This window comes from Candidatus Erwinia haradaeae (genome assembly GCF_900698965.1).
Classification (GTDB): domain Bacteria; phylum Pseudomonadota; class Gammaproteobacteria; order Enterobacterales; family Enterobacteriaceae; genus Erwinia_E; species Erwinia_E haradaeae_A.
Map to the genome: position 1 here is coordinate 1,044,249 of NZ_LR217725.1, position 20,688 is coordinate 1,064,936.

9 protein-coding genes, 1 tRNA gene and 1 pseudogene are annotated in these 20,688 nt (G+C 34.1%); 5 read left to right on the forward strand and 6 right to left on the reverse strand.

Features of this window, described 5'->3' with window-relative positions:
- Nucleotides 1-2 precede the first annotated feature (2 nt).
- Both sucB and priA read left to right on the forward strand, forming a co-directional pair.
- Nucleotides 3-1,220 carry a dihydrolipoyllysine-residue succinyltransferase gene (gene sucB / locus CIPSTX3056_RS03325; protein WP_072666497.1) on the forward strand — a complete coding sequence of 406 codons (1,218 nt, stop codon included), beginning with the start codon at nt 3-5 and terminating at the stop codon, nt 1,218-1,220.
- 324 nt (nt 1,221-1,544) lie between these two features.
- Complete coding sequence (priA, locus tag CIPSTX3056_RS03330) at nt 1,545-3,749, forward strand: primosomal protein N' (RefSeq protein WP_072666498.1); 2,205 nt, start codon at nt 1,545-1,547, stop codon at nt 3,747-3,749.
- 491 nt (nt 3,750-4,240) lie between these two features.
- Here priA and ffh read toward each other — a convergent pair whose 3' ends face one another.
- The 6 genes from ffh to serC all read right to left on the reverse strand — a co-directional run bounded on the left by ffh (nt 4,241) and on the right by serC (nt 15,611).
- Nucleotides 4,241-5,599: a signal recognition particle protein gene (ffh, locus tag CIPSTX3056_RS03335; RefSeq protein WP_072666499.1), complete on the reverse strand. Its 1,359-nt coding sequence runs from the start codon at nt 5,597-5,599 to the stop codon at nt 4,241-4,243.
- Nucleotides 5,600-6,672: 1,073 nt separating this feature from the next.
- A tRNA-Ile gene (locus CIPSTX3056_RS03340) sits at nt 6,673-6,746 on the reverse strand.
- A gap of 1,513 nt (nt 6,747-8,259) precedes the next feature.
- Nucleotides 8,260-9,612 carry a tRNA lysidine(34) synthetase TilS gene (gene tilS, locus CIPSTX3056_RS03345; RefSeq protein ID WP_072666500.1) on the reverse strand — a complete coding sequence of 451 codons (1,353 nt, stop codon included), beginning with the start codon at nt 9,610-9,612 and terminating at the stop codon, nt 8,260-8,262.
- Between the two features lie 1,039 nt (nt 9,613-10,651).
- A complete protein-coding gene (gene rpsA / locus CIPSTX3056_RS03350) occupies nt 10,652-12,322 on the reverse strand; it encodes a 30S ribosomal protein S1 (protein ID WP_072666501.1) in 1,671 nt (556 codons plus the stop codon).
- Between the two features lie 163 nt (nt 12,323-12,485).
- Nucleotides 12,486-13,163, reverse strand: coding sequence for a (d)CMP kinase (gene cmk / locus CIPSTX3056_RS03355; protein WP_125918805.1), 678 nt, complete (start codon nt 13,161-13,163; stop codon nt 12,486-12,488).
- A 1,359-nt stretch (nt 13,164-14,522) separates the two neighbouring features.
- Nucleotides 14,523-15,611, reverse strand: coding sequence for a 3-phosphoserine/phosphohydroxythreonine transaminase (serC, locus tag CIPSTX3056_RS03360; RefSeq protein WP_072666503.1), 1,089 nt, complete (start codon nt 15,609-15,611; stop codon nt 14,523-14,525).
- A gap of 555 nt (nt 15,612-16,166) precedes the next feature.
- Here serC and hemW point away from each other — a divergent pair.
- The 3 genes and pseudogenes from hemW to tsaC all read left to right on the forward strand — a co-directional run bounded on the left by hemW (nt 16,167) and on the right by tsaC (nt 20,389).
- Nucleotides 16,167-17,303: a radical SAM family heme chaperone HemW gene (hemW, locus tag CIPSTX3056_RS03365; protein ID WP_072666504.1), complete on the forward strand. Its 1,137-nt coding sequence runs from the start codon at nt 16,167-16,169 to the stop codon at nt 17,301-17,303.
- 1,513 nt (nt 17,304-18,816) lie between these two features.
- Nucleotides 18,817-19,137 (forward strand): annotated as a pseudogene (locus tag CIPSTX3056_RS03370) (DUF494 family protein); the annotation flags it as partial.
- 691 nt (nt 19,138-19,828) lie between these two features.
- Nucleotides 19,829-20,389, forward strand: coding sequence for an L-threonylcarbamoyladenylate synthase type 1 TsaC (gene tsaC, locus CIPSTX3056_RS03375; RefSeq protein WP_072666505.1), 561 nt, complete (start codon nt 19,829-19,831; stop codon nt 20,387-20,389).
- Nucleotides 20,390-20,688 lie beyond the last annotated feature (299 nt).

Genomic DNA, 20,688 nt, shown 5'->3' on the forward strand with positions numbered 1-20,688 from the left:
AAATGAATAATATTCATATCGTAGTTCCTGATCTCCCGGAGTCTGTGGTTGACGGAACCGTTACTACATGGCATAAAAAAATTGGTGATATACTTAAACAAGATGACGTACTGGTAGACATCGAAACTGATAAAGTAGTCTTAGAAATTCCAGCAGCTAGTGATGGAGTTTTAGAAAAAATTTTAGTCACAGAAGGTGAAACAGTGACATCGGGTCAAGTTTTAGGCTTATTAGGATGTACTTACGATAACACCACGCCAATTACTAGCAACGATCAAAAAAATAAAAACATATCATGCGAAAAAGGTGCGGTATTTCAAAATACCGTTAATATCCAAGCCATTGGCCCATCTATGCGCCGTTTTATATCTGAAAATGACACAGAACCAGCAAAAATAAAAGAAAAAGATTTTAGCCAGAATCTGATACAAAGCAATATTAAAAGACACGCTTCTCAAACTATCAGCGCACAAGATGAATTGATTGCAGAGCAAACATCAACTACCGCTACTCTAATAAAACGTAGTGAGATGCGCATACCCATGAGTCGCCTACGCGCACGGATGGCAGAACGATTACTGAAAGCAAAAAACACCACCGCAATGTTAACCACATTCAACGAAGTGAATATGCAATCTGTTATCTCTATTCGAAAAGAACACGGTGAGACATTTGAAAAACGCCATGGTGTTCGTTTAGGTTTTATGTCCTTCTATGTGAAAGCGGTAGTAGAGGCGTTGAAGCGTTACCCGGAAGTCAATGCATGCATTGATGGATTGGAAATCGTGTATCATAACTATTTTGACATCAGTATTGCTATCTCAACACCCCGCGGTTTAGTGACACCTATATTATCAGATGCTAATACTCTTAGTATGTCGGATATTGAAAAAAAAATTAAAGAACTCTCACTCAAAGGTCGTGCTAATAAATTAACTGTAGAAGATCTGACTGGTGGTACTTTTACTATCACTAACGGTGGAGTCTTTGGCTCCCTTATGTCTACACCACTGATTAATCCACCACAAAGCGCCATATTAGGCATACATGTTATTAAAGATCGCCCTTCTGCGCTGAATGGAGCGGTAGCTTTATTGCCTATGATGTACCTTGCACTTTCTTATGATCACCGACTGATTGATGGGCGCGAATCAGTGGGGTGTCTTGCAACCATTAAAGACTGCTTAGAGGATCCAAATCGTTTACTTCTTGATATTTAAAACCGATATGGATTCACCTTGCTGAAACATAAGTGTGTATAATGTGCGATATTTAATCCTACAAACTATATCACCTGGAATATCGCCTACGAGTAATACTAATTACGTGATGCTTATCTGGTAACCTTGAGATACCTTTTGGTATCTAAAACTGCAATGCTCAAACAATGATCCATTAGTATTATTACTTATTCTCAGTCACCTCAATTGAGAAACATTATTTTTGATATGAATTATAAAATCAGTTTTATGAATTATAAAATCAGTTTATTAAAGTAATTAAATCTTAACTAATTCAGTAGCTATTAACTATCCGGATTGAACATGTCGATTGTGCACGTTGCACTACCCATTTCTCAAGTCAATCACTTAATGATATATCTTGTACCTAACAATCTAAACAAGATAGCGATTGGTGGGCGTGTGAGTGTACCTTTTGGTAATCGCTTAATGATTGGCATCGTGATAAAAGTTTCTAAAAAAAATAATTCTTTACACAGCGAGTTACCAACTATATACAAATCATTAGATATTTGTTCATTATATTATCCTGCTTTATGGCGCACATTACATTGGGCTGCAAATTACTATCATTTTTCATTAGGTAAAATCTTACTCAATGCCATTCCCTTTCTATTACGTCGAGGATGTGTCGTAGACAATGCTCCTCTTGATCAGTATACAATTAATAATTTAGGGTCATATTCAAAAACATCAAATAATCTAAAGTCTGATGATAACAAGAAAAGGATCACCTCCATTGCTGACGCAGGAGGCCCACAAGAAGACACCAATCAACAAAATACAATGCAAGCTAAATTAGAATCCCCACGCACTAAAGAGCGGAATCAGTTACGGCCACACCTAAAGCAACACAAGAACGCTCTCTATAGCTATTCTACAATTAGCTTAGGGATTCAATTAAACGCGGAACAAGCTAACGCTGTATCTACCATTCGGGGAACAGATCATCAATTTTCTGCCTGGCTTCTGACTGGCATGATCGGGTCTGGTAAAACTGCAGTATATTTAAATTTTATAGAAAACATTCTTACAAGAGGCCAGCAAGCTCTAATATTAGTACCAGAAATTTATTTAATATCCCAAACTATATCTCTTGTTCAGAAACGACTGCATGCTCCTACTGCCACTCTACATTCTCAATTACACCATAAAAAACATCTTAATATATGGCAAAAAGCCCGTGATGGTAAAATCGCTATTATGGTTGGAACCCGTTCTGTATTATTTTCACCATTAAACAAACTTGGTGTCATTATTCTAGATGATGAACATAACAGTTCTTATATACAGAGAGAGGGTTTTCGTTATCATGCACGAGACTTAGCAATATTACGCGCAAAACAGGAAGCAATACCTATCATTATGGTTTCCTCAACGCCTTCATTAGAGTCATTACATAATGTCCAATTAGGTAAATATCGTCAAATTCATCTTACTCAACCTCATCCATGGGTTTCAACAGTGACTCCTATATTGGTAGATCTAAAGAGTGCGAAACTCAAGGGCGGCCTTTCTGTAACTTTAATTCAAAAAATTAACCAACATCTAATGCGCAATAATAAAGTTTTATTATTGCTTAATCGCCGAGGATTTTCTTCTTCTATATTGTGCCACGAATGTGGCTGGACGAGTAAATGCTCGAGATGTAACCATAACTACACTTTTTATCATATAGTAAAAAAACTATGTTGTCATCATTGTGACGGTCAACGAAAAGTACCTAAACAATGCTTAGAATGTGGATCTACACATCTTGTATCGGTTGGTTTGGGAATAGAACAGCTAGAAAAAAACCTAAAAACTCTATTTCCATACACTCCATTGACGCGTATCGATCGTGAAACCACCGGGGTTCATAAAGCATTAAAAAGCAAATTAGCTGAGGTACACCATGATGGTGCGCATATTTTTGTAGGTACACAAATAATATCTAAAATCCATACTTTTCCACATGTTGCATTAGTTTCATTAATAAATGAAGATCAAGTTCTATTTTCTACAAACTTTCGGGCGGCAGAGCAATTTTCTCAATTATATGCACAAATTTCTGAACGTGCGATATCTAGAAATAAACAGGTAGAAGTGATATTGCAAACTTATCATCCTAGACATCCATTATTACAAACTATCTTATATAAAGGGTACCATGCATTTGCTAAGCAAGAGCTTCAAGAGCGTAAAAACGCATTCCTGCCACCGTGTTTTAGTTGCGCTCTCTTCCGTGCGGAAGATTATAACGAACAGAGGGCTTGTCAATTTCTTAAAAAGATTTTAATTTTGCTAAAATCAAGTCCATTGTATAACCCACTAACATGCCAGATAATAGGTCCGATTCCTGCATTACAGCCTAAGCAGAGAGGACGGTATCGATGGAAAATCCTTATACGACATCCTTCTCATGCCATACTTCATCGTCTAGTCAAAACTAGTCTTCCCCTGGTTGAAAATTTACCTAAAATACATAATATTCTATGGACATTGGACATGCATCCCACGGAAAATTAAAGAAGATATGACTATCTAGTATGAGTGGATGTTACTGAGAGACAAAGCTATAATTTAAACTATACACACTTAGAACATTATCTTTAATATGAATTAAAGATATAAAATATAATAAAATATATAACACTAAACTTAGCAATCAGGGTGTTATATTGACAATACGATACTACTTTTGTGTTGTGGTCTACATCAAAAATGAAAGAGTGGATCTTTCTTATATATTACTTTTCAAAAACTAATAAAATTATATTTTATATTTGCTGTAATTATAGGCAATCATGAGTAATCATGACGCTTGACCGATAATAGTATAAAAATATAAGACTATTATTTTATAAATATCAAGATACCATTAAATTGTATTTGATGCATACAGTATTTGATATAATGCACTGTTCTCAGACACCTTTATCGAATCCTTTTTTGCATGATAGGTGCAACTAATCATCACTTAGACTCTATCCGACATAGGTGTGCAGTAATCTGTTATCTTATATAAAAGCTCCAGGTGACATAAGGCCTTTCATATTACGCATCATGTTTTTTATACCACCTTTCTTTATTTTTTTCATCATAGCCTGCATTTCATTAAATTGTTTTAAAAACTGATTGACGTCCTGTACTGACGTGCCTGAACCTGAAGCAATTCTTCGTTTGCGTGAACCTTTAATAATTTCAGGATGTATACGCTCTAAACCTGTCATAGATTGTATTATCACCTCCATGCGCTTCAGTGAAATATCATTCATTTGAGATCTTACACTCTCTGGTAAGCTTCCAATACCTGGTAGTTTTTCGACTAAGGAATTCATACCTCCTATATCACGTAACTGTTGTAGATGATCTAAAAAATCATTCAGATTAAAAGTATTAGTTTTTTTAAAAGAAGAGGCTATTTTTTTAGCTTTTTCGCGATTTACCTTGTTTTCAATATCCTCAATTAACGATAATATATCACCCATGCCTAATATACGTGAAGCAATACGATCTGGATAAAAAGGCTCCAAAGCCTCATTTTTTTCTCCTATCCCTATAAACTTAATAGGTTGACCTGTGATATGACACATAGATAACGCCGCTCCTCCACGGGTGTCGCTATCTACTTTAGTTAATACTATACCTGTTAATGGAAGCATGCTATTGAATGATTTAGCAATATTAGCCGCATCCTGACCAGTCATCGCGTCAGCAACTAGCAGGGTTTCAACAGGTTGTATGGCAAAATGGATTTGTTGAATTTCTTGCATCATGACATTATCGGTGTGTAAACGACCAGCTGTATCCACTAATAATACGTCATAGAATTTTATTCTAGCTTGCTGTAAGGCATCTTTGGCTATATCAATTGGTTTCGCATAAGATTCTGATGAATAAAAGTCAATGCCTACTTGTTCAGTTAAAATTTTTAACTGTTTTATTGCTGCTGGCCGATAAATATCAACAGAAGTGACTAGTATCTTTTTGTGATGCTTATCACATAAAAATTTACCGAGCTTTCCGACACTAGTCGTCTTGCCTACTCCTTGCTGACCTACCATTAACATAACTACTGGTGGCGTCACTTGTAAGTTTAGAGCACAATGTTTTTTTCCCATGATTGCGACTAGCTCGTTTTTTACAATCTTAAGGAATTCTTGACCTGGAGTTAAGTTATTGTTAACTACATGATTCAATGCATTTGATTGGATTCGTGCCAAAGATTCATTCACTACTATTAGAGATACATCTGCTTCTAATAATGATATACGTATTTTTTGTAAAATATCTTTTATATTGTCTTTAGTTAGCCTACCACGACCAGTAATATTACGCAGGGCATTGGAAATGCTAGCACTTAAATTATCAAACATAATCTTGTCTCTTAAAAGGGGATTTGGTAAACATTTTTTACTTATCAGTAATGAATTTTATATATCCTATCATATCATGTATACTATAAGAATATCAGTCATAGGCTATTCGATTTTATATGCAATTATCCGACCCTAAATCTGCTAGTATCTAGTGGTGTGAGCACAAACTATTATCGACTGATAATTACATTTGGGTTTGCATCAATACAATAATATTGTAATTAAATATTACTCCTTAATATGTTCAATGATGCTATATAAATAATCATATCGAAATTCTGTTAGTATCCCGCATAAAAAATACACAAACATACTATGATGAAAATCATTGTTGTACCAATCATTTGAACCCAAAAAATTGTTTGAAACCTTATTTTACAATTCTGTAAACGCAGAGTAACCCTAAAGTATTACACAATGAAATTACAATGTAATATTCTCATTTTTTGTCCGTTACGCTTAATTTGTTGAGTATCATTCAGAACTTTCTAGAATTTTATAGCAAAAACATTATATGCACATTAGCGCATATATATAATATTTGCTCTTGTTATAATTCTAACTGATAAAGACATAATCTCCAATATATTGATATATATAGATATACTGGAGGCTTTATTTTGATATATTTTGAGATATAATTTTTGAGATATAATATATATAGCATGAATGAAGATAATAGAGATGAGCTTGTCAAATGCAAAGAGATAGCAATCTATAAAAGAATTATGCAGAATTTAGCATACACAATTATTAACGCTCTTTTTACTACAAAACATTAGTAGCGAAATAATCACTAATAAATTCAAGTTAAAGGTTTAGTAGAAGTGCACTACATCAAGAAACAGATGATATCTACATCATATTTGATGTTAAATCTTGATCTTAAGACTATCCAACGATATACATATCATTAATATCCATATCATAGTGAAATCTCATGAGTCAAATGCTCACCTAAAAATAAAGCCATATAACATTAACTCTATAGAAGTAGAGTCTCTACCTTGCATAATCAAATGAGAGAGTATGAAGCTATAATACATACACTATATCATATACTAAAATGATGGCCCCTGCTGGACTTGAACCAGCGACCAAGCGATTATGAGTCGCCTGCTCTGACCGCCTGAGCTAAGGGGCCTTGACATGAAACTTACGATCTAATGATGCCTAGGATATACTGTCTGGCTTAATGACTATTATACTAGTTCACCCAGTAAGGCTATGTGCGTTCTTTAATCAATTCCTATAAAACTGATTAAGGCCCACCTTAATCAGTTTTTAATCAGTTTTACTATATCACTAATAGTATTATTATGCTCATAATGTATACAACAATAGCGCCATTGGCAAGAACCAGTCTTAATATAACATAACTCTACAATGAATCATAGGACATCTCTCGTGTGATAAGAGGTTATTGCTTTAGCAAAAATTTACCATTCAGATAATCCATACCTAACAGAACATCGTTGTTTTTGGTAATTTTCTTCAATATATCATCTACTCTAATAAATTTAAAATAGTGAAAATAGTGAACCTCAAGTTCTTTGTTTTAGAAAATAAAGAACTGTCTGTTTTTCATGAAGATTGCAAATTGCATGAGCGACCTGAAGTATCTTAGTGACAATACACACAGATACTAAATCGTTATTTTATTTTGGATGACGTATTTAATTCATCCTCTCATGATCTTCTTATCTGCTTCGCAGAGTTCATTCTTTATTGATAACTTATTGATTCTTTTATCTTCCACGTCGACACTGAGTAATGTCTTGACTTAAATATCACAGATCAATCATGATAAACCTACTTATTCCGGTAAAACTAGGTTGTTTTTTTTAAAAAAAGTCGCTTATTTTTATTTAATACAATAAATAAAACGATTATTTTTAACTGATAGTTTCATTGTGGATTATTTATGAAAAAGTTACTTTCAGAGATTAGAAAATTCTGCATAGAATCTGCTAAATCAATTATTTATCAACGTTCATTGCCTGTTTTTGCTCCCTGTGTATTGAACTTCTTGTCATAACTCATCATATTTTTTAGAATACACCCAATCTCTGCTAAAGTTTATAACTTCTCTGAAGAGAGATGTTATCATGACCTACTTTTAAATAGGAATACGCCAAATATATTCAGGGCAATTTACAATATTAATTCACCATGAATTGAGTTTAAGACAGTGATTGAATCATATCAGTCGCTTTCTTAGTCTGATATGCTGAATAACATGCCTATTAGGAGGTTCAATAACCTTATCTATCTCATATTACAAGATTACGTTTTATGTTCCAGCATAGGTTCCAGCAATCACTTTGAAATTGATAACTGCTATAAATATTTTGTGCTATTTTAGTTTTTGATTAAACATGACTTTAAATAAGAAAATTCAAGTACGCTATATTTTAAATCACCTATCCACACTATGAACTATTCACTATTAACTATTAACTATTAACTATTATATAATATTCTAATATATTCTCTTCCTTATATACGGTAACAAGAGATTATTTCAATAGTAAAATATAACTTATTATTCAATATTCAAGATTATCTTGAATCGGTTGATGTGGAGCACATTTTAATTTTGATAAAAAATAAAAAATCTTTCGCTTGCGCGCATCTATTGTGTAGAATGGTTTTCATTATTCTTCATACTTGATGGCAGTCTTACCGAATGGTAAGACAGTATCATGCTGATGCCAAGAAATATTCCAGGTCTTTCTACCTGGGCCTGGAGCGCCATAATCAGTAACAAAGACACTCAGAGCTGTCACTAAATAATCATTATAAAAAATTAATGGAACGCGTTGGCGTCTCCAGGGTGGAATTCTATATTCTTGCCATAATTTTTTTAATGAACGCTTACCAGAACGACCATGCACATAAAACTCACCTTGAGCTTGAAAACGCACACTCACTTCCGCATTAGCTTGAGGATAACGCAGAGTAATACCCTTTAGAGACTGTCGTATTTCACCTAATCCATCAGGTAATGACAATGTAAGCCAGGGAGAAGACCATATTAATTGGCAGGCTCCTAATGGTTTCGTTACGGCCAAATAGTAGAGACGATCACGAAAGCGCCGAACTTCATATTGTCCAAACTGTAATTTTGGATTGGCACCTAAACGACTACAAGCAACCTCCGTCCATATTTTTTGTAGAACATGATAGGATGGTAAACATCCATTATGATGCAGAATCCAAAGCCGAAAAATTGCAGAACGCCGAGCTGCACTCATAACTTTTAATGGTAAAAAATATAAAGCATTAGAGCTATCCATTAATGGATTAAGCGTTTCCTCAAGAAACTCATTAAGCACACTATGCTGTTCAGCACAAAGCCGCGCGCTACGAGACACTGTACGTGAAAAAGAAGGCCAACGTTTATTCAATAAAGGCATTACACGTAAACGTAAAAAATTACGATCATAACGTATATCCTGATTGCTGTCATCTGTAATCCAAGATAGATGATAATAGTCAGCCCATGCTTCTAATTCAGATCGACTTTTCATCAAAAAAGGTCGTATGTGAAGATAATCTTCATGGGTCTTCGTTTGCGCCATAGCGGAGAGACCAGCTGGCCCACTGCCACGCTTTAAAGCTAATAAAACTGTTTCGCTCTGATCATCCTGATGCTGCGCAGTTAACAAGGTTTCTTCTTTTTTCATTGTCTTGTACAATGCGTTGTAACGAGCCTTTCTAGCTTCAGCTTCCACGCCCATTCGTTGCCGAGAATGAACATGCACTTTTTCTATAACATAAGGAACTCCCCATATTGCACATTGCTGTGAACAATGTTCGGCCCATGTATCAGCAGATACATGAAGTCCATGATGAATATGTACGGCTCTTAATTGAAAATCAGGACGTTGTTTTCTGAGCTGAACTAGTTGATGTAAAAGAACACTTGAATCTAGACCGCCGCTATAGGCTAAAACGACAGCGCACTCATGTTTAAGTAAATACTTCAGGTCATTAATATCATGCATTATAGATATTCCTGATATACAAATCTGAACTAAAAGGGCTACCTGTATGTTTGATACATTTTAGTTTTTTTAGAAAATCTCATAAATTATGAATTGGCGCTTAGCGATATATATATTACAATATAGTTCTCAGGTAAATGATATAGTGTGAAATTTTAAACGAGATGTTTTTCGAAATTATACTGATTTATACTGATAATTCATAAACTATCAATGTATAACAGAATATCTCTGTCGTCATGATAACTATCATAACTATAAAAAACGGATATAGCTGAAACGAAGCATAGAGATTTAATGATAGTATTTGTTAAAAGCCAAATGTTTCTATAGCGAACTCTCTGCGTACACCATCTCACACCATAGTAAATACTATAATATAAAATCTTCTAATTAAAGATGTAGGGCATGTATTGTTAGAAAAATGAGTGAACACACCTTTTTATAAATACGAAGTTATCTACTACATATAGCATATCTTTCTAAGATAACCCTAATACCTTCATGATTTTACATTAGGGAGTATTACTGACATTACTTACAGCAGCTATCACTTATAGTATAATCATCAAATGTAGGATTAAGTGAAATTAACATAACAATCTATACAGCTCTTGTAGCAATTATCACTTACTGCTAAAAACTAGCATATTTTGAATTCGAATTAATAATGTTCCATTAATGTTGTGCTGTTTAAGATGGTCTTGTTATATAACATATAGATATAAAATCTCTACTATAACAGACATTATATCTACCGTAGAATACGGTAGATATTCACCCTCGTACTCAATGGTATCCTGTGTTTAATGATATCCACGAATCAAGCATTAAGGTAGTATAATGAAAAACTTATCAATCTATAACATGTTTCAATATTTTACTACACTTTTTACAATCTTTACCACCGTATTCAATTAATTGACTGTGTGGCCTTTTAGGTAGTGCTTTTGTGGTGAAAAGATTCTCTAAGAATATCTTATCAAGAGATCAATACACGGTGATTACCTAATAGTTAATCTCAGTAATCTCATGAGCATTACTCACTTTTTGCAACTTTAAAGGCTTCTGCCATAGCACTAGTAAAAGTTTCCTCTTCTTGTTTATATAGTGTAGGTGTTATAACTTCTCTTGTATTAGGTTGATCCTTAGGTCGACTAGATAACAGCAAAAGTCGATTTTTACGATCAATTCCGGTAAATTTAGCAGAGATATAATCTCCAATTTTCATGATAGGAGCGGCATCTTCTGTATGACCCTCCTCTTCAGCGAATGATAGATAACCATCTATGCCGTCATTTAATTTTACCATGATACCTTTAGGATCAATTGCCATGATATGACCATGTACAATTACACCTTTCTTGTTAGCAGCAAGGTAAGCACTAAATGGATCTTCTACTAGCTGCTTAACACCTAAAGAAATCCTTTCTCTCTCCGCATCAACTTGTAAAACAACTGTAGAAATTTCATCACCTTTTTTGTAGTCACGCACTATATCTTCTCCTGACGTACTCCAAGATATGTCAGAAAGATGAACTAGACCATCAATACCACCTTCCAAGCCAATGAAGATCCCAAAATCTGTAATGGATTTAATCTTTCCCTGGACTCGGTCATTTTTATTATAAGTCTCTGCAAATTTCTGCCAGGGGTTAGCTTTACATTGCTTTAAGCCTAGCGAGATACGACGGCGCTCTTCATCGATATCTAAAACCATCACTTCTACTACATCATATACATTAACAATTTTAGATGGATGGATATTTTTGTTTGTCCAGTCCATTTCTGAAACGTGAACTAAACCTTCTACGCCCTCTTCAAGTTCAACAAAACATCCATAATCTGCTAGATTTGTCACTCGACCGTTGAGTTTGATGCCTTCTGGATACCTCTTTGCAATAGCAACCCAAGGGTCTTCGCCTAACTGTTTTAACCCTAAAGAAACACGCGTTCTTTCACGATCAAACTTGAGAATTTTAACAGTAATTTCATCCCCAACGGCAACTATTTCTCCTGGATGTTTAACGCGCTTCCAGGCCATGTCAGTAATATGCAATAAACCATCCACACCACCTAGATCAACAAATGCACCATAATCTGTCAGATTTTTTACCACACCTGGCACTGATAAACCTTCCTGTAGATTAGCCAATAAGTGATCACGTTCTGCGCTGTGCTCGGATTCAATGACTGCTCGACGAGAAACAACCACATTATTTCTTTTTTGATCTAGTTTGATTACTTTGAACTCTAACTCTTTGCCTTCTAAATAACTTGTATCACGAACTGGCCGTACATCTACTAGCGATCCTGGCAAGAATGCCCGAATGCCAGTTAACTCCACTGTAAAGCCTCCTTTTACTTTCCCATTAATAACACCTATAACATTTTTCGAACTAATATAAGCTTCTTCTAATACAACCCAGGCTTCGTAGCGTTTTGCTTTTTCACGCGACAATACTGTCTCTCCAAAACCATCTTCCACTGCGTCTAGAGCGACGTCTACCTGATCACCTACACTAATTTCTAGTTTACCCGCTGCGTTCTTAAATTGTTCTACAGAAATCGTAGATTCCGATTTTAAACCCGCATCTACCAAAACAACGTCTTTGTCAATTGAGATCACAACACCACGTATGATAGACCCTGGGCGAGTTTCAGTTGTTTTTAGAGATTCTTCAAATAATTGAGCAAAAGATTCAGTCATATTGGTAATCTTCAAGATTCTTGCATTTAACGTCCACCTATCATCCTAATACGTGGGTTGGTTCATATTATCCATGGCATCCATAACACAGAGTGAGATGTATATTTTTGTTGAGCTGTTAAGTGTTTAGACCCTGTTCAATTAATATACTGCCTACTAACACTCATGTTAGTTTTGTGCGCACATAATGTAATGCTATTTCAGTTACTTGATTTCTTGGTATGTGGGTTGAATTAATTATCAAAACATCATCTGCCAAGAGCAGTGGTGCAATAGAGCGATTACAATCACGTTCATCGCGTTCTTGCATCTGAGATAACAGTGCATTAAAATTAACATTAACACCGTTTTTGTGCAACTGTAGCATACGTCGATTAGTTCTCACCTCTAAATTAGCATGAAGAAAAATCTTTAAAGGGGTGTCTGGAAATACTATTGTCCCCATATCACGACCATCAGCGATCAACCCAGGAAACTTACGAAAACTACGCTGAAAACTAAGCAATACTTTACGAACATGAGGAAATAAAGCAATCCGAGATGCAAGATCACTAACTGTCTGACTACGAATTTGCATAGAAATATCTACTCTGGCTAACATTACTTTCAGAGCGCCATTGTTAAATAAAAACTGTACATCAAGATTATCAGCCAGTGAAACAATAGCCTTTTCCGAACTGACATCTACCTGGTGATGTAATGCTAATAAGGCTAATACTCTATAAATAGCGCCAGAGTCTAAAATGTGCCATTTTAGCTCCTGAGACATCGCTTTACATAAGGTGCCTTTTCCTGAGCCACTTGGGCCATCTATCGTAACAACAGGAGCAAAAATCATTATGATAATTCTCTTGCATAGCTCTCTATCTAAAAATTAAAAATAGTTATGCTGACTATCCTTAAAAAATGCACATCTATTCTATTGAGAGTCACTTGATGGCTATTGAAGATTTTGAAAATTTAACCTTTAAAATGCTCACGATCTCACTATAGCTCACTATCTCAGTTATTATGATCAGATCACTTGATAGAATCATTTCCATCTATTAATACATCCTCGCATCCTTCCTTGTCAATGCACTACAGATTATGCACTCTCTCATGCAAAGTACATAGATTTTTTCTAAAAATTTTCTAAAAATCTAAAAAAATATACTGATTTATCCTGATAACTATACTTATGCTAACTTTACTTAAGTGTGCATAAAGTCACTTTGATAGTCATTGATTGTGTCTGTCTAATCTGTCTAAATATAGGTCGATCAGTATTGTATACCTCACTTGTCAGATTGACATACTTCATGCACCTTGAGGTAGTGATAGGTATTATTATCGGTATACATAGGTTCTATAGTTTGCTAAGATATTGCTAAGATAAGATATGTATCTTAGCAATTCACTAAAAATTATAATATGATCAGCGAATTATCACATGATTAGCTGAGAATGATAATATATTTTATAAGTTATATTTGATAAGTTTATATATACTATATATATAGTATACATACTATATATATAGTATATACTGAAATTAAACTATACTAAAATTAGACCAGCTACCTGATAGATCTAAGACCTATAATCTGAGTAGTTCTGATCTGTTTTAAAATATCAATTTTACGATATATGCTGCATTTTCGCTATTTTCTATTGTATATAACAGATAGTTTTTATTTTGATCTGATAATTTTGTAATTATTTTAAAATATCATCAGGTTCACACCTGTGATACAAATCCTCTGTTCTGTAATTCAAACTCCTCATAATAACATGATATTGATTTTAGTATAAAAAATATTGTTATCTCAACTTGAATGATTATGAATAGATTGTTTTCAAGAGCCACTTTAACATGACATTTTAGGCCTAATTATTCGCCATTTTTCTTTAATTTGAATGTCCTGTTTGTTAATGTAACATTATAAAACAGGCTATAATGTTACCTTGAGATATCTCTCATCTTACTATTAAGATTTACCATTAAGAATGAATAAAAATATAAATAAATAACGTTATATCATGTAAAATAAAATTATATCATGTAATGTACATATACTATGGTATATCTGGTTATGTGCCTAATATTAATTGCTAGCTAGCTCTATGGCTAGGATGATTAGAAAATTATTCATAATACTGATTCATAATACTGATAGATAGATAACAATCATAGATAGATACAATCTATGATTGTTATCTATCTATGATGACGATATTCAAAGTCAATCATAAAATCAGTGAGCTTTCTTACTCCAGACAATGGCATGGCATTATATAATGACGCTCGCATGCCCCCTGCTATCTTATGACCTTTCAAGGCATGTAATCCTGCGGAAACCGACTCTTCAAGAAAACGTATATTTAATGTTTCGTCTACAAGGTAGAATGGTATGTTTATACGTGAGCGATTATTGCATACCACATTGTTATGATATAAATTGCTACTATCAATTGTCTTATATAAGAGATCTGCTTTAACCTTATTGAGTTTTGATAATTCTTCAATCCCACCTTGTTTTTTTAACCATTTAAATACTAAACCAGATAAATACCATGCAAATGTAGGGGGGGTATTAAACATGGAGTTACTTTCTGATAGCACTGTATAATTTAAGATTGAAGGTAATTCATTACGCGCCTTACCAAGAAGGTCTTCACTTATCACTACCAGTGTCAACCCGGCAGGGCCAATATTTTTTTGTGCTCCAGCGTATAAGACACCATATTTACTGATATCAATTGGCGTCGAAAGAATCGTTGAAGAAAGATCCGCTACGACAGTTTTTCCACGAAAATCTGGAGTCTCATGAATAGCAACACCTTCAATAGTTTCGTTTGGGCAAAAATGTACATAAGCAGAATCATCTGAAATACTCCAACTTTCCATCGGAGTAATAGCTTGCAGACCGTTAATGGATATTTTAGCATTAATGATGTTAGGTTCGCAATATTTTTTGGCTTCTCTAATAGCATTTATTGCCCAGTGCCCACTATTAATGTAATCCGCCTTAGTATTGTTGCCTAATAAATTCAATGGAATTGCAGAAAATTGCGCACGCGCCCCTCCATGGCAAAATAATACTTTATAGTTATTTGGAATATTTAGAAGATCCCTAAAATCTGTTTCAGCCTCCTCAGCAACTTGCATGAATTCTTTACTGCGGTGGCTTACTTCCATTATAGAAATCCCTATGCCATTCCAATTAAAAAATTCCCTCTGGGCATGACGCAGGACTTCTGTTGGTAACATGCCCGGCCCAGCACTAAAATTAAAAATTTGATTCATTCTTATAACAATCCTTGACAAATTAATCACACTAATCAGATAGCCAAACATTTGTCAAGTATAGCACCTACTATAGCAGGTTCGGGTATAATAATTATTATTATGGCCATGTCGTTAAGAAAATACGATTTATTACTGTATCGTCTAATACATAGCCATCGCCTAAGTTATGCTCTCATTTCTGATCATCACAATAATTTTTTCGGTTGAAACTACAAATTACTATCCTAAATATTTTAAATATTAACTTTTAACATATATCACTTATTGATATCTTCACATGCTCATTACCTGAACATTATTCTAATATAGCTATCTAGCTAGAGAGATTGTAATGAAATATTCAAATAATAGAATTATTTGTTCATACTAGAAATATTGCTATCCTTTATATCCTTTGCACAACTGCACAATACATTAACCTGTTATTATGATACTATGATTTGACAAAACTTATAAACGTCGCCTCATGGGCTGTTGAATTAATAAAAATTAATTTCTTACTATTGACAAGTATTTGCAAAATATATTATTTTAGATTATGAGTGCGTACATATGTTGATTCTGCCTAATTTAAGTCTCTATATTCACATCCCTTGGTGTGTTAAGAAATGCCCATACTGTGACTTTAATTCGCACGTATTAGTTGAGGAGATTCCAGCAGATCAGTATATACAGCATCTTTTAAACGATCTTCGCTTAGATATACCGCTGACTTCCAACCGAAAGATTGATACGATTTTTATCGGTGGCGGGACTCCTAGTCTACTCCATGTTAAAAATATACAATATCTTTTGGATGGAGTACGTGAAAGTTTAGAGTTATCGCAGAATGCAGAAATTACAATAGAGGCCAACCCTGGAGCATTAGAGGTAGATAGATTTCATGGTTATAAAAATGCCGGCGTAAATCGGATTTCACTTGGTGTGCAAAGCTTTCAAGAAGATAGTTTAACGCAATTAGGTCGTATGTATAGCGCACACGAAGTAGAAACAGCAGTACACACCCTTACTTCTTTAGATCTGCGCAGCTTTAATATAGACCTTATGCATGGATTACCAAATCAGTCTCAGAAAAAAGCACTCTACGATCTTCGAAAAGCGATAGCACTCAATCCACCGCATGTATCATGGTATCAATTAATGATTGAACCATGCACCTTATTTTCTGCAACAGTTCCACAATTACCAGACGAAGATGAGCTTTGGAGAATTTTCAACACAGGCCATAAACTGCTCAGAGTTTCCGGTTATAAGCAGTATGAAATATCATCATATGCCAAACCTAATTATGCTTGTATACATAATTTAAATTATTGGCGATTTGGTGATTATATAGGAATCGGTTGTGGCGCTCATGGAAAGTTAACTCAGCTCAATGGTTCTATTATTAGAACTAGTAAAACTCGTCATCCGCGGAAATTTATGTCTGGTCATTATCTGTGCAAACGCTTCGCGGTTCCTAATTGCTCAAAACCTCTTGAATTCTTTATGAATCGATTTCGCTTACTAGAAGCGATACCCCGCAATGAATATGCATATTATACCGGCCTATCAGAAGATAGCATTCGATCTCCAATAGAGATAGCAATAAAAAAAGGTTTTTTAATAGAAACCGATAAATTTTGGAAAGTGACTAAACAGGGACAATTATTGCTTAATTGTATGTTGGAATTATTTTTAACAGATTAATATACATCCATGATGGTATCATTTCATAATTTAGATTCTGACGAAGCAGGTATGATTATGAATACATTTTGCCCTTTTTAGGGTATCAGCGCACTTATCAAAAACTATATACATTATAATTAGCATAAAAAAATCTTTTTTATTAGAAATACTGCATTAAAAATACAGTATAATATCTCGAATCAGATTTTGCATGATTTTTTACTACATATTTCTTCTTTAAATCTAAGTTTTAACATGCGCATAAGAACAACATAATAATAAAATAACGCCGGACATATACCCTTGCGCTCAACATGGCCTATTGTCTATACAATACCATTGTTGTATGTTACACATAACATTATGATCTAATAATCGATAAAAATTTTATTATGCAATTAATCTCAATACAAGATTGACTGCATGAGATTTTATGGTTAAACTTTCATTGTTAAATCGTTATGATGGTTAACGTTATGGTTAGTTATAAACGTTATGGTTAACTATAAAAGTATAACGCTAAGCTCTAGTCAGGTTATCTGCTCCTAACTAAGCATGACTTTAAGTCAATAACAAATAATATAAATTCAGCAATATTTAATATTTATTGCATTCTACAATAAATTCGTATCCACAGATATAATGTGATATCTATAGTTTTATTACCAATTGATTGCAAATGACTAAACACATCACTTAAAAAATCATGACAATATTCGCTGATATGCCCAGTATACTAAATAACTATTTAGCTAAATAGTAAGATTAGCAAGATATTATCTTTTATATATAACCCAACAGTAACCCAACAGTTTTTATATATAACCTAACAGGTATATCATACAAGATAATGATGTCGTAGTTATAATTATATCGCAATATCGTAGTTATCACATTTATCACATAAGTTAGTTAAAAACTGGCTGATGACCAGCGTAGAAAAATATAGTACATAGCATAAAGTGACTGAATATTTCAGATAGACGATCAGGGTATCAATACAGTCCACCCCTACATTGCATTCAAGAAGTTACAGGAAGATTTTTACTTCATGATTATACACTCATTGAACCTATAAGCGTGCGTAAATCATGGATTTACAACAATATGTAAATAAAAATTATTTTTCAACTACATAGCGTCATTGGTCATCACCATGTGCCATCTGCTAGTTTAAAGTAAGAAAATGAGTAGACACTCATCATCCAGCTATACACATAATAAGTTGTCTGTTCTGAGTATATGCCTGGGATCAGCCCCTAAGGTAGGCCATACCTAACGGGAATAGCGCGCCATATTCAATTAAAAGCGGGGTTATGACCATGTTGCACGTGCTGCGCGCTAATATACTAATTGAAAGCATATATGTATCTATCATCAGATGGCAGCACGAATAAACCAAGATCAGCTAGCTGTAGCTAGCTGATCTTGGTTTATTCGCTGATTTTTATCGCAAAAATATTATAAATGCATTTAATTTAGTTTAATTAAGTTACAGCAAATTTAATTTAATTAATTAAAGCCATGAGTAGATTATCAATCTAGGCGGGAATCTTCAATGTTTCTATCCTCTAATCCCCTATCGATGCGTGTTTATACTATAGCCGAAAAGCAGCTGCTAGATGTTCACTGTCGTGGTTTTATGCTATTCCTGGAGCAGATTCACGTATTAAATTTAGAAACACGTGAGATAGTTATCGAGCGTATTATGGCGCTTGATACTCTTGATCTTCAGATAGAAGACCTAAAGTGGGTTGTGCTTATGGTTCTTTTTAACACCCCTGGCTGTGAAAGTTCTTACAAAAAAATGGAAGAATTAATTTTTGACTTAAATGAAAGAGTGGTTCATTAATTATTACTAACGAAGATAGAACTTAAACATATAAGTTTATTAAATAGTTTATGATAAAGCATTCTCCTAAAATTGACGAGTTTTCTTGTAGATAAAAGCCTCACTATGCATTATATGATATACCTATCTTCTCGAAAACAAAACATAGCATATATTAGGCATCACAAACTTGTATTACTCTAATTGTCTAATTTACTGACAATATCTGGCCGTTAAAATTAAATACAAAGCTACTGTATTATCACAAATATCACAAAAAATAAATATACAGAATCTAGCAATTAATTATAGTCGAAGGTGTTAGAGATACTATTGCGCATTGTAATATAATTAAAGAAAAAAATTATTGTTATGTGAAACCATTATTACAGACCTGAGTGACTAATAACTCAATTAATGAGTTACTAATAACTCAATTCAGTAAGAGGACCGTCTTAAGCTTAAGAAAAGACATGCTAACTAACATGCACTGTTAGTGCAATCACGCACCTAACATACAGATTTCTAGTATCTTAAATCACAACCAATAATAAATCATACATTATATATATACTATATACAGTCTTTTACTCTTTATTGTTGACCCATTAAACAAATATGCTACGCATATACCACATGCATATACACATCATATGGTTTTGCACAGCATCATGTTTACTTTACAGATTCTCTAGAGGTCACTAGCGTAATAATGAGTCTTATCATGCATTCCCTGTTACAATGCGCTACCTATGTAGGTAATGCCTTAGTCATTGCTTATCCAACTGAAGCGATGTTTGGGCTGGGTTGTAATCCTGCTCAGAAAAAAGCCGTAATGCGTTTGCTTACCTTAAAGAAACGCTCTATCAAAAAAGGCCTCATTCTCATTGCCGCTAACTATGAACAATTGATTCCTTGGGTTGCTGATGAGCAATTATCATTACAGCAAAAAGAGCTAATCTTTTCTACCTGGCCCGGCCCAGTGACGTGGATACTTCCTGCACGCAACATGGTGCCATATTGGTTAACAGGAGGGCTAAGTACACTGGCAGTGCGGGTTAGTAGTCACCCTTCTGTTATTGATTTATGCCTTGCATGTAATACAGCGCTGGTTTCAACTAGCGCCAATATCACTAATCATCCCCCTTGTCGCTATTCAACAGAATTATTCGAACAATTTGGACATAACTTTCCAGTATTAGCAGGTGAGATAGGTTGGCGAATGCATCCATCTGAGATACGCAGCGTATTTACTGGTGAGCGTATACGCTAATACGTATTAGCGTATACAATTAAAGTGATATAACAAGTATGCATTATGTATTACAATGTTACACGTAAATATGTGTGTATTGTATATATAATATACATAATAATTTTATATTATTATATATGCATCGATGGATGATTTACTATAATACATGCTAATTCTGTCAGTTTACCACTGCATGCTAATGGCAGCATGCATGACATGGTTTTCTTAGATCGTTTTTATTGCAAAATAATAATCTTATTTTTTAAAAACCATCTGACCTATCAGATATGACTACTGCCTCATGAGAAGTGACTGGA

Excerpts from the sequence above, each read along its gene's own strand:
- sucB (WP_072666497.1), top strand. The coding sequence starts at position 3 with ATGAATAATATTCATATCGTAGTTCCTGATCTCCCGGAGTCTGTGGTT.
- priA (WP_072666498.1), top strand. The coding sequence starts at position 1,545 with ATGTCGATTGTGCACGTTGCACTACCCATTTCTCAAGTCAATCACTTA.
- ffh (WP_072666499.1), bottom strand. The coding sequence starts at position 5,599 with ATGTTTGATAATTTAAGTGCTAGCATTTCCAATGCCCTGCGTAATATT.
- tilS (WP_072666500.1), bottom strand. The coding sequence starts at position 9,612 with ATGCATGATATTAATGACCTGAAGTATTTACTTAAACATGAGTGCGCT.
- rpsA (WP_072666501.1), bottom strand. The coding sequence starts at position 12,322 with ATGACTGAATCTTTTGCTCAATTATTTGAAGAATCTCTAAAAACAACT.
- serC (WP_072666503.1), bottom strand. The coding sequence starts at position 15,611 with ATGAATCAAATTTTTAATTTTAGTGCTGGGCCGGGCATGTTACCAACA.
- hemW (WP_072666504.1), top strand. The coding sequence starts at position 16,167 with ATGTTGATTCTGCCTAATTTAAGTCTCTATATTCACATCCCTTGGTGT.
- tsaC (WP_072666505.1), top strand. The coding sequence starts at position 19,829 with ATGAGTCTTATCATGCATTCCCTGTTACAATGCGCTACCTATGTAGGT.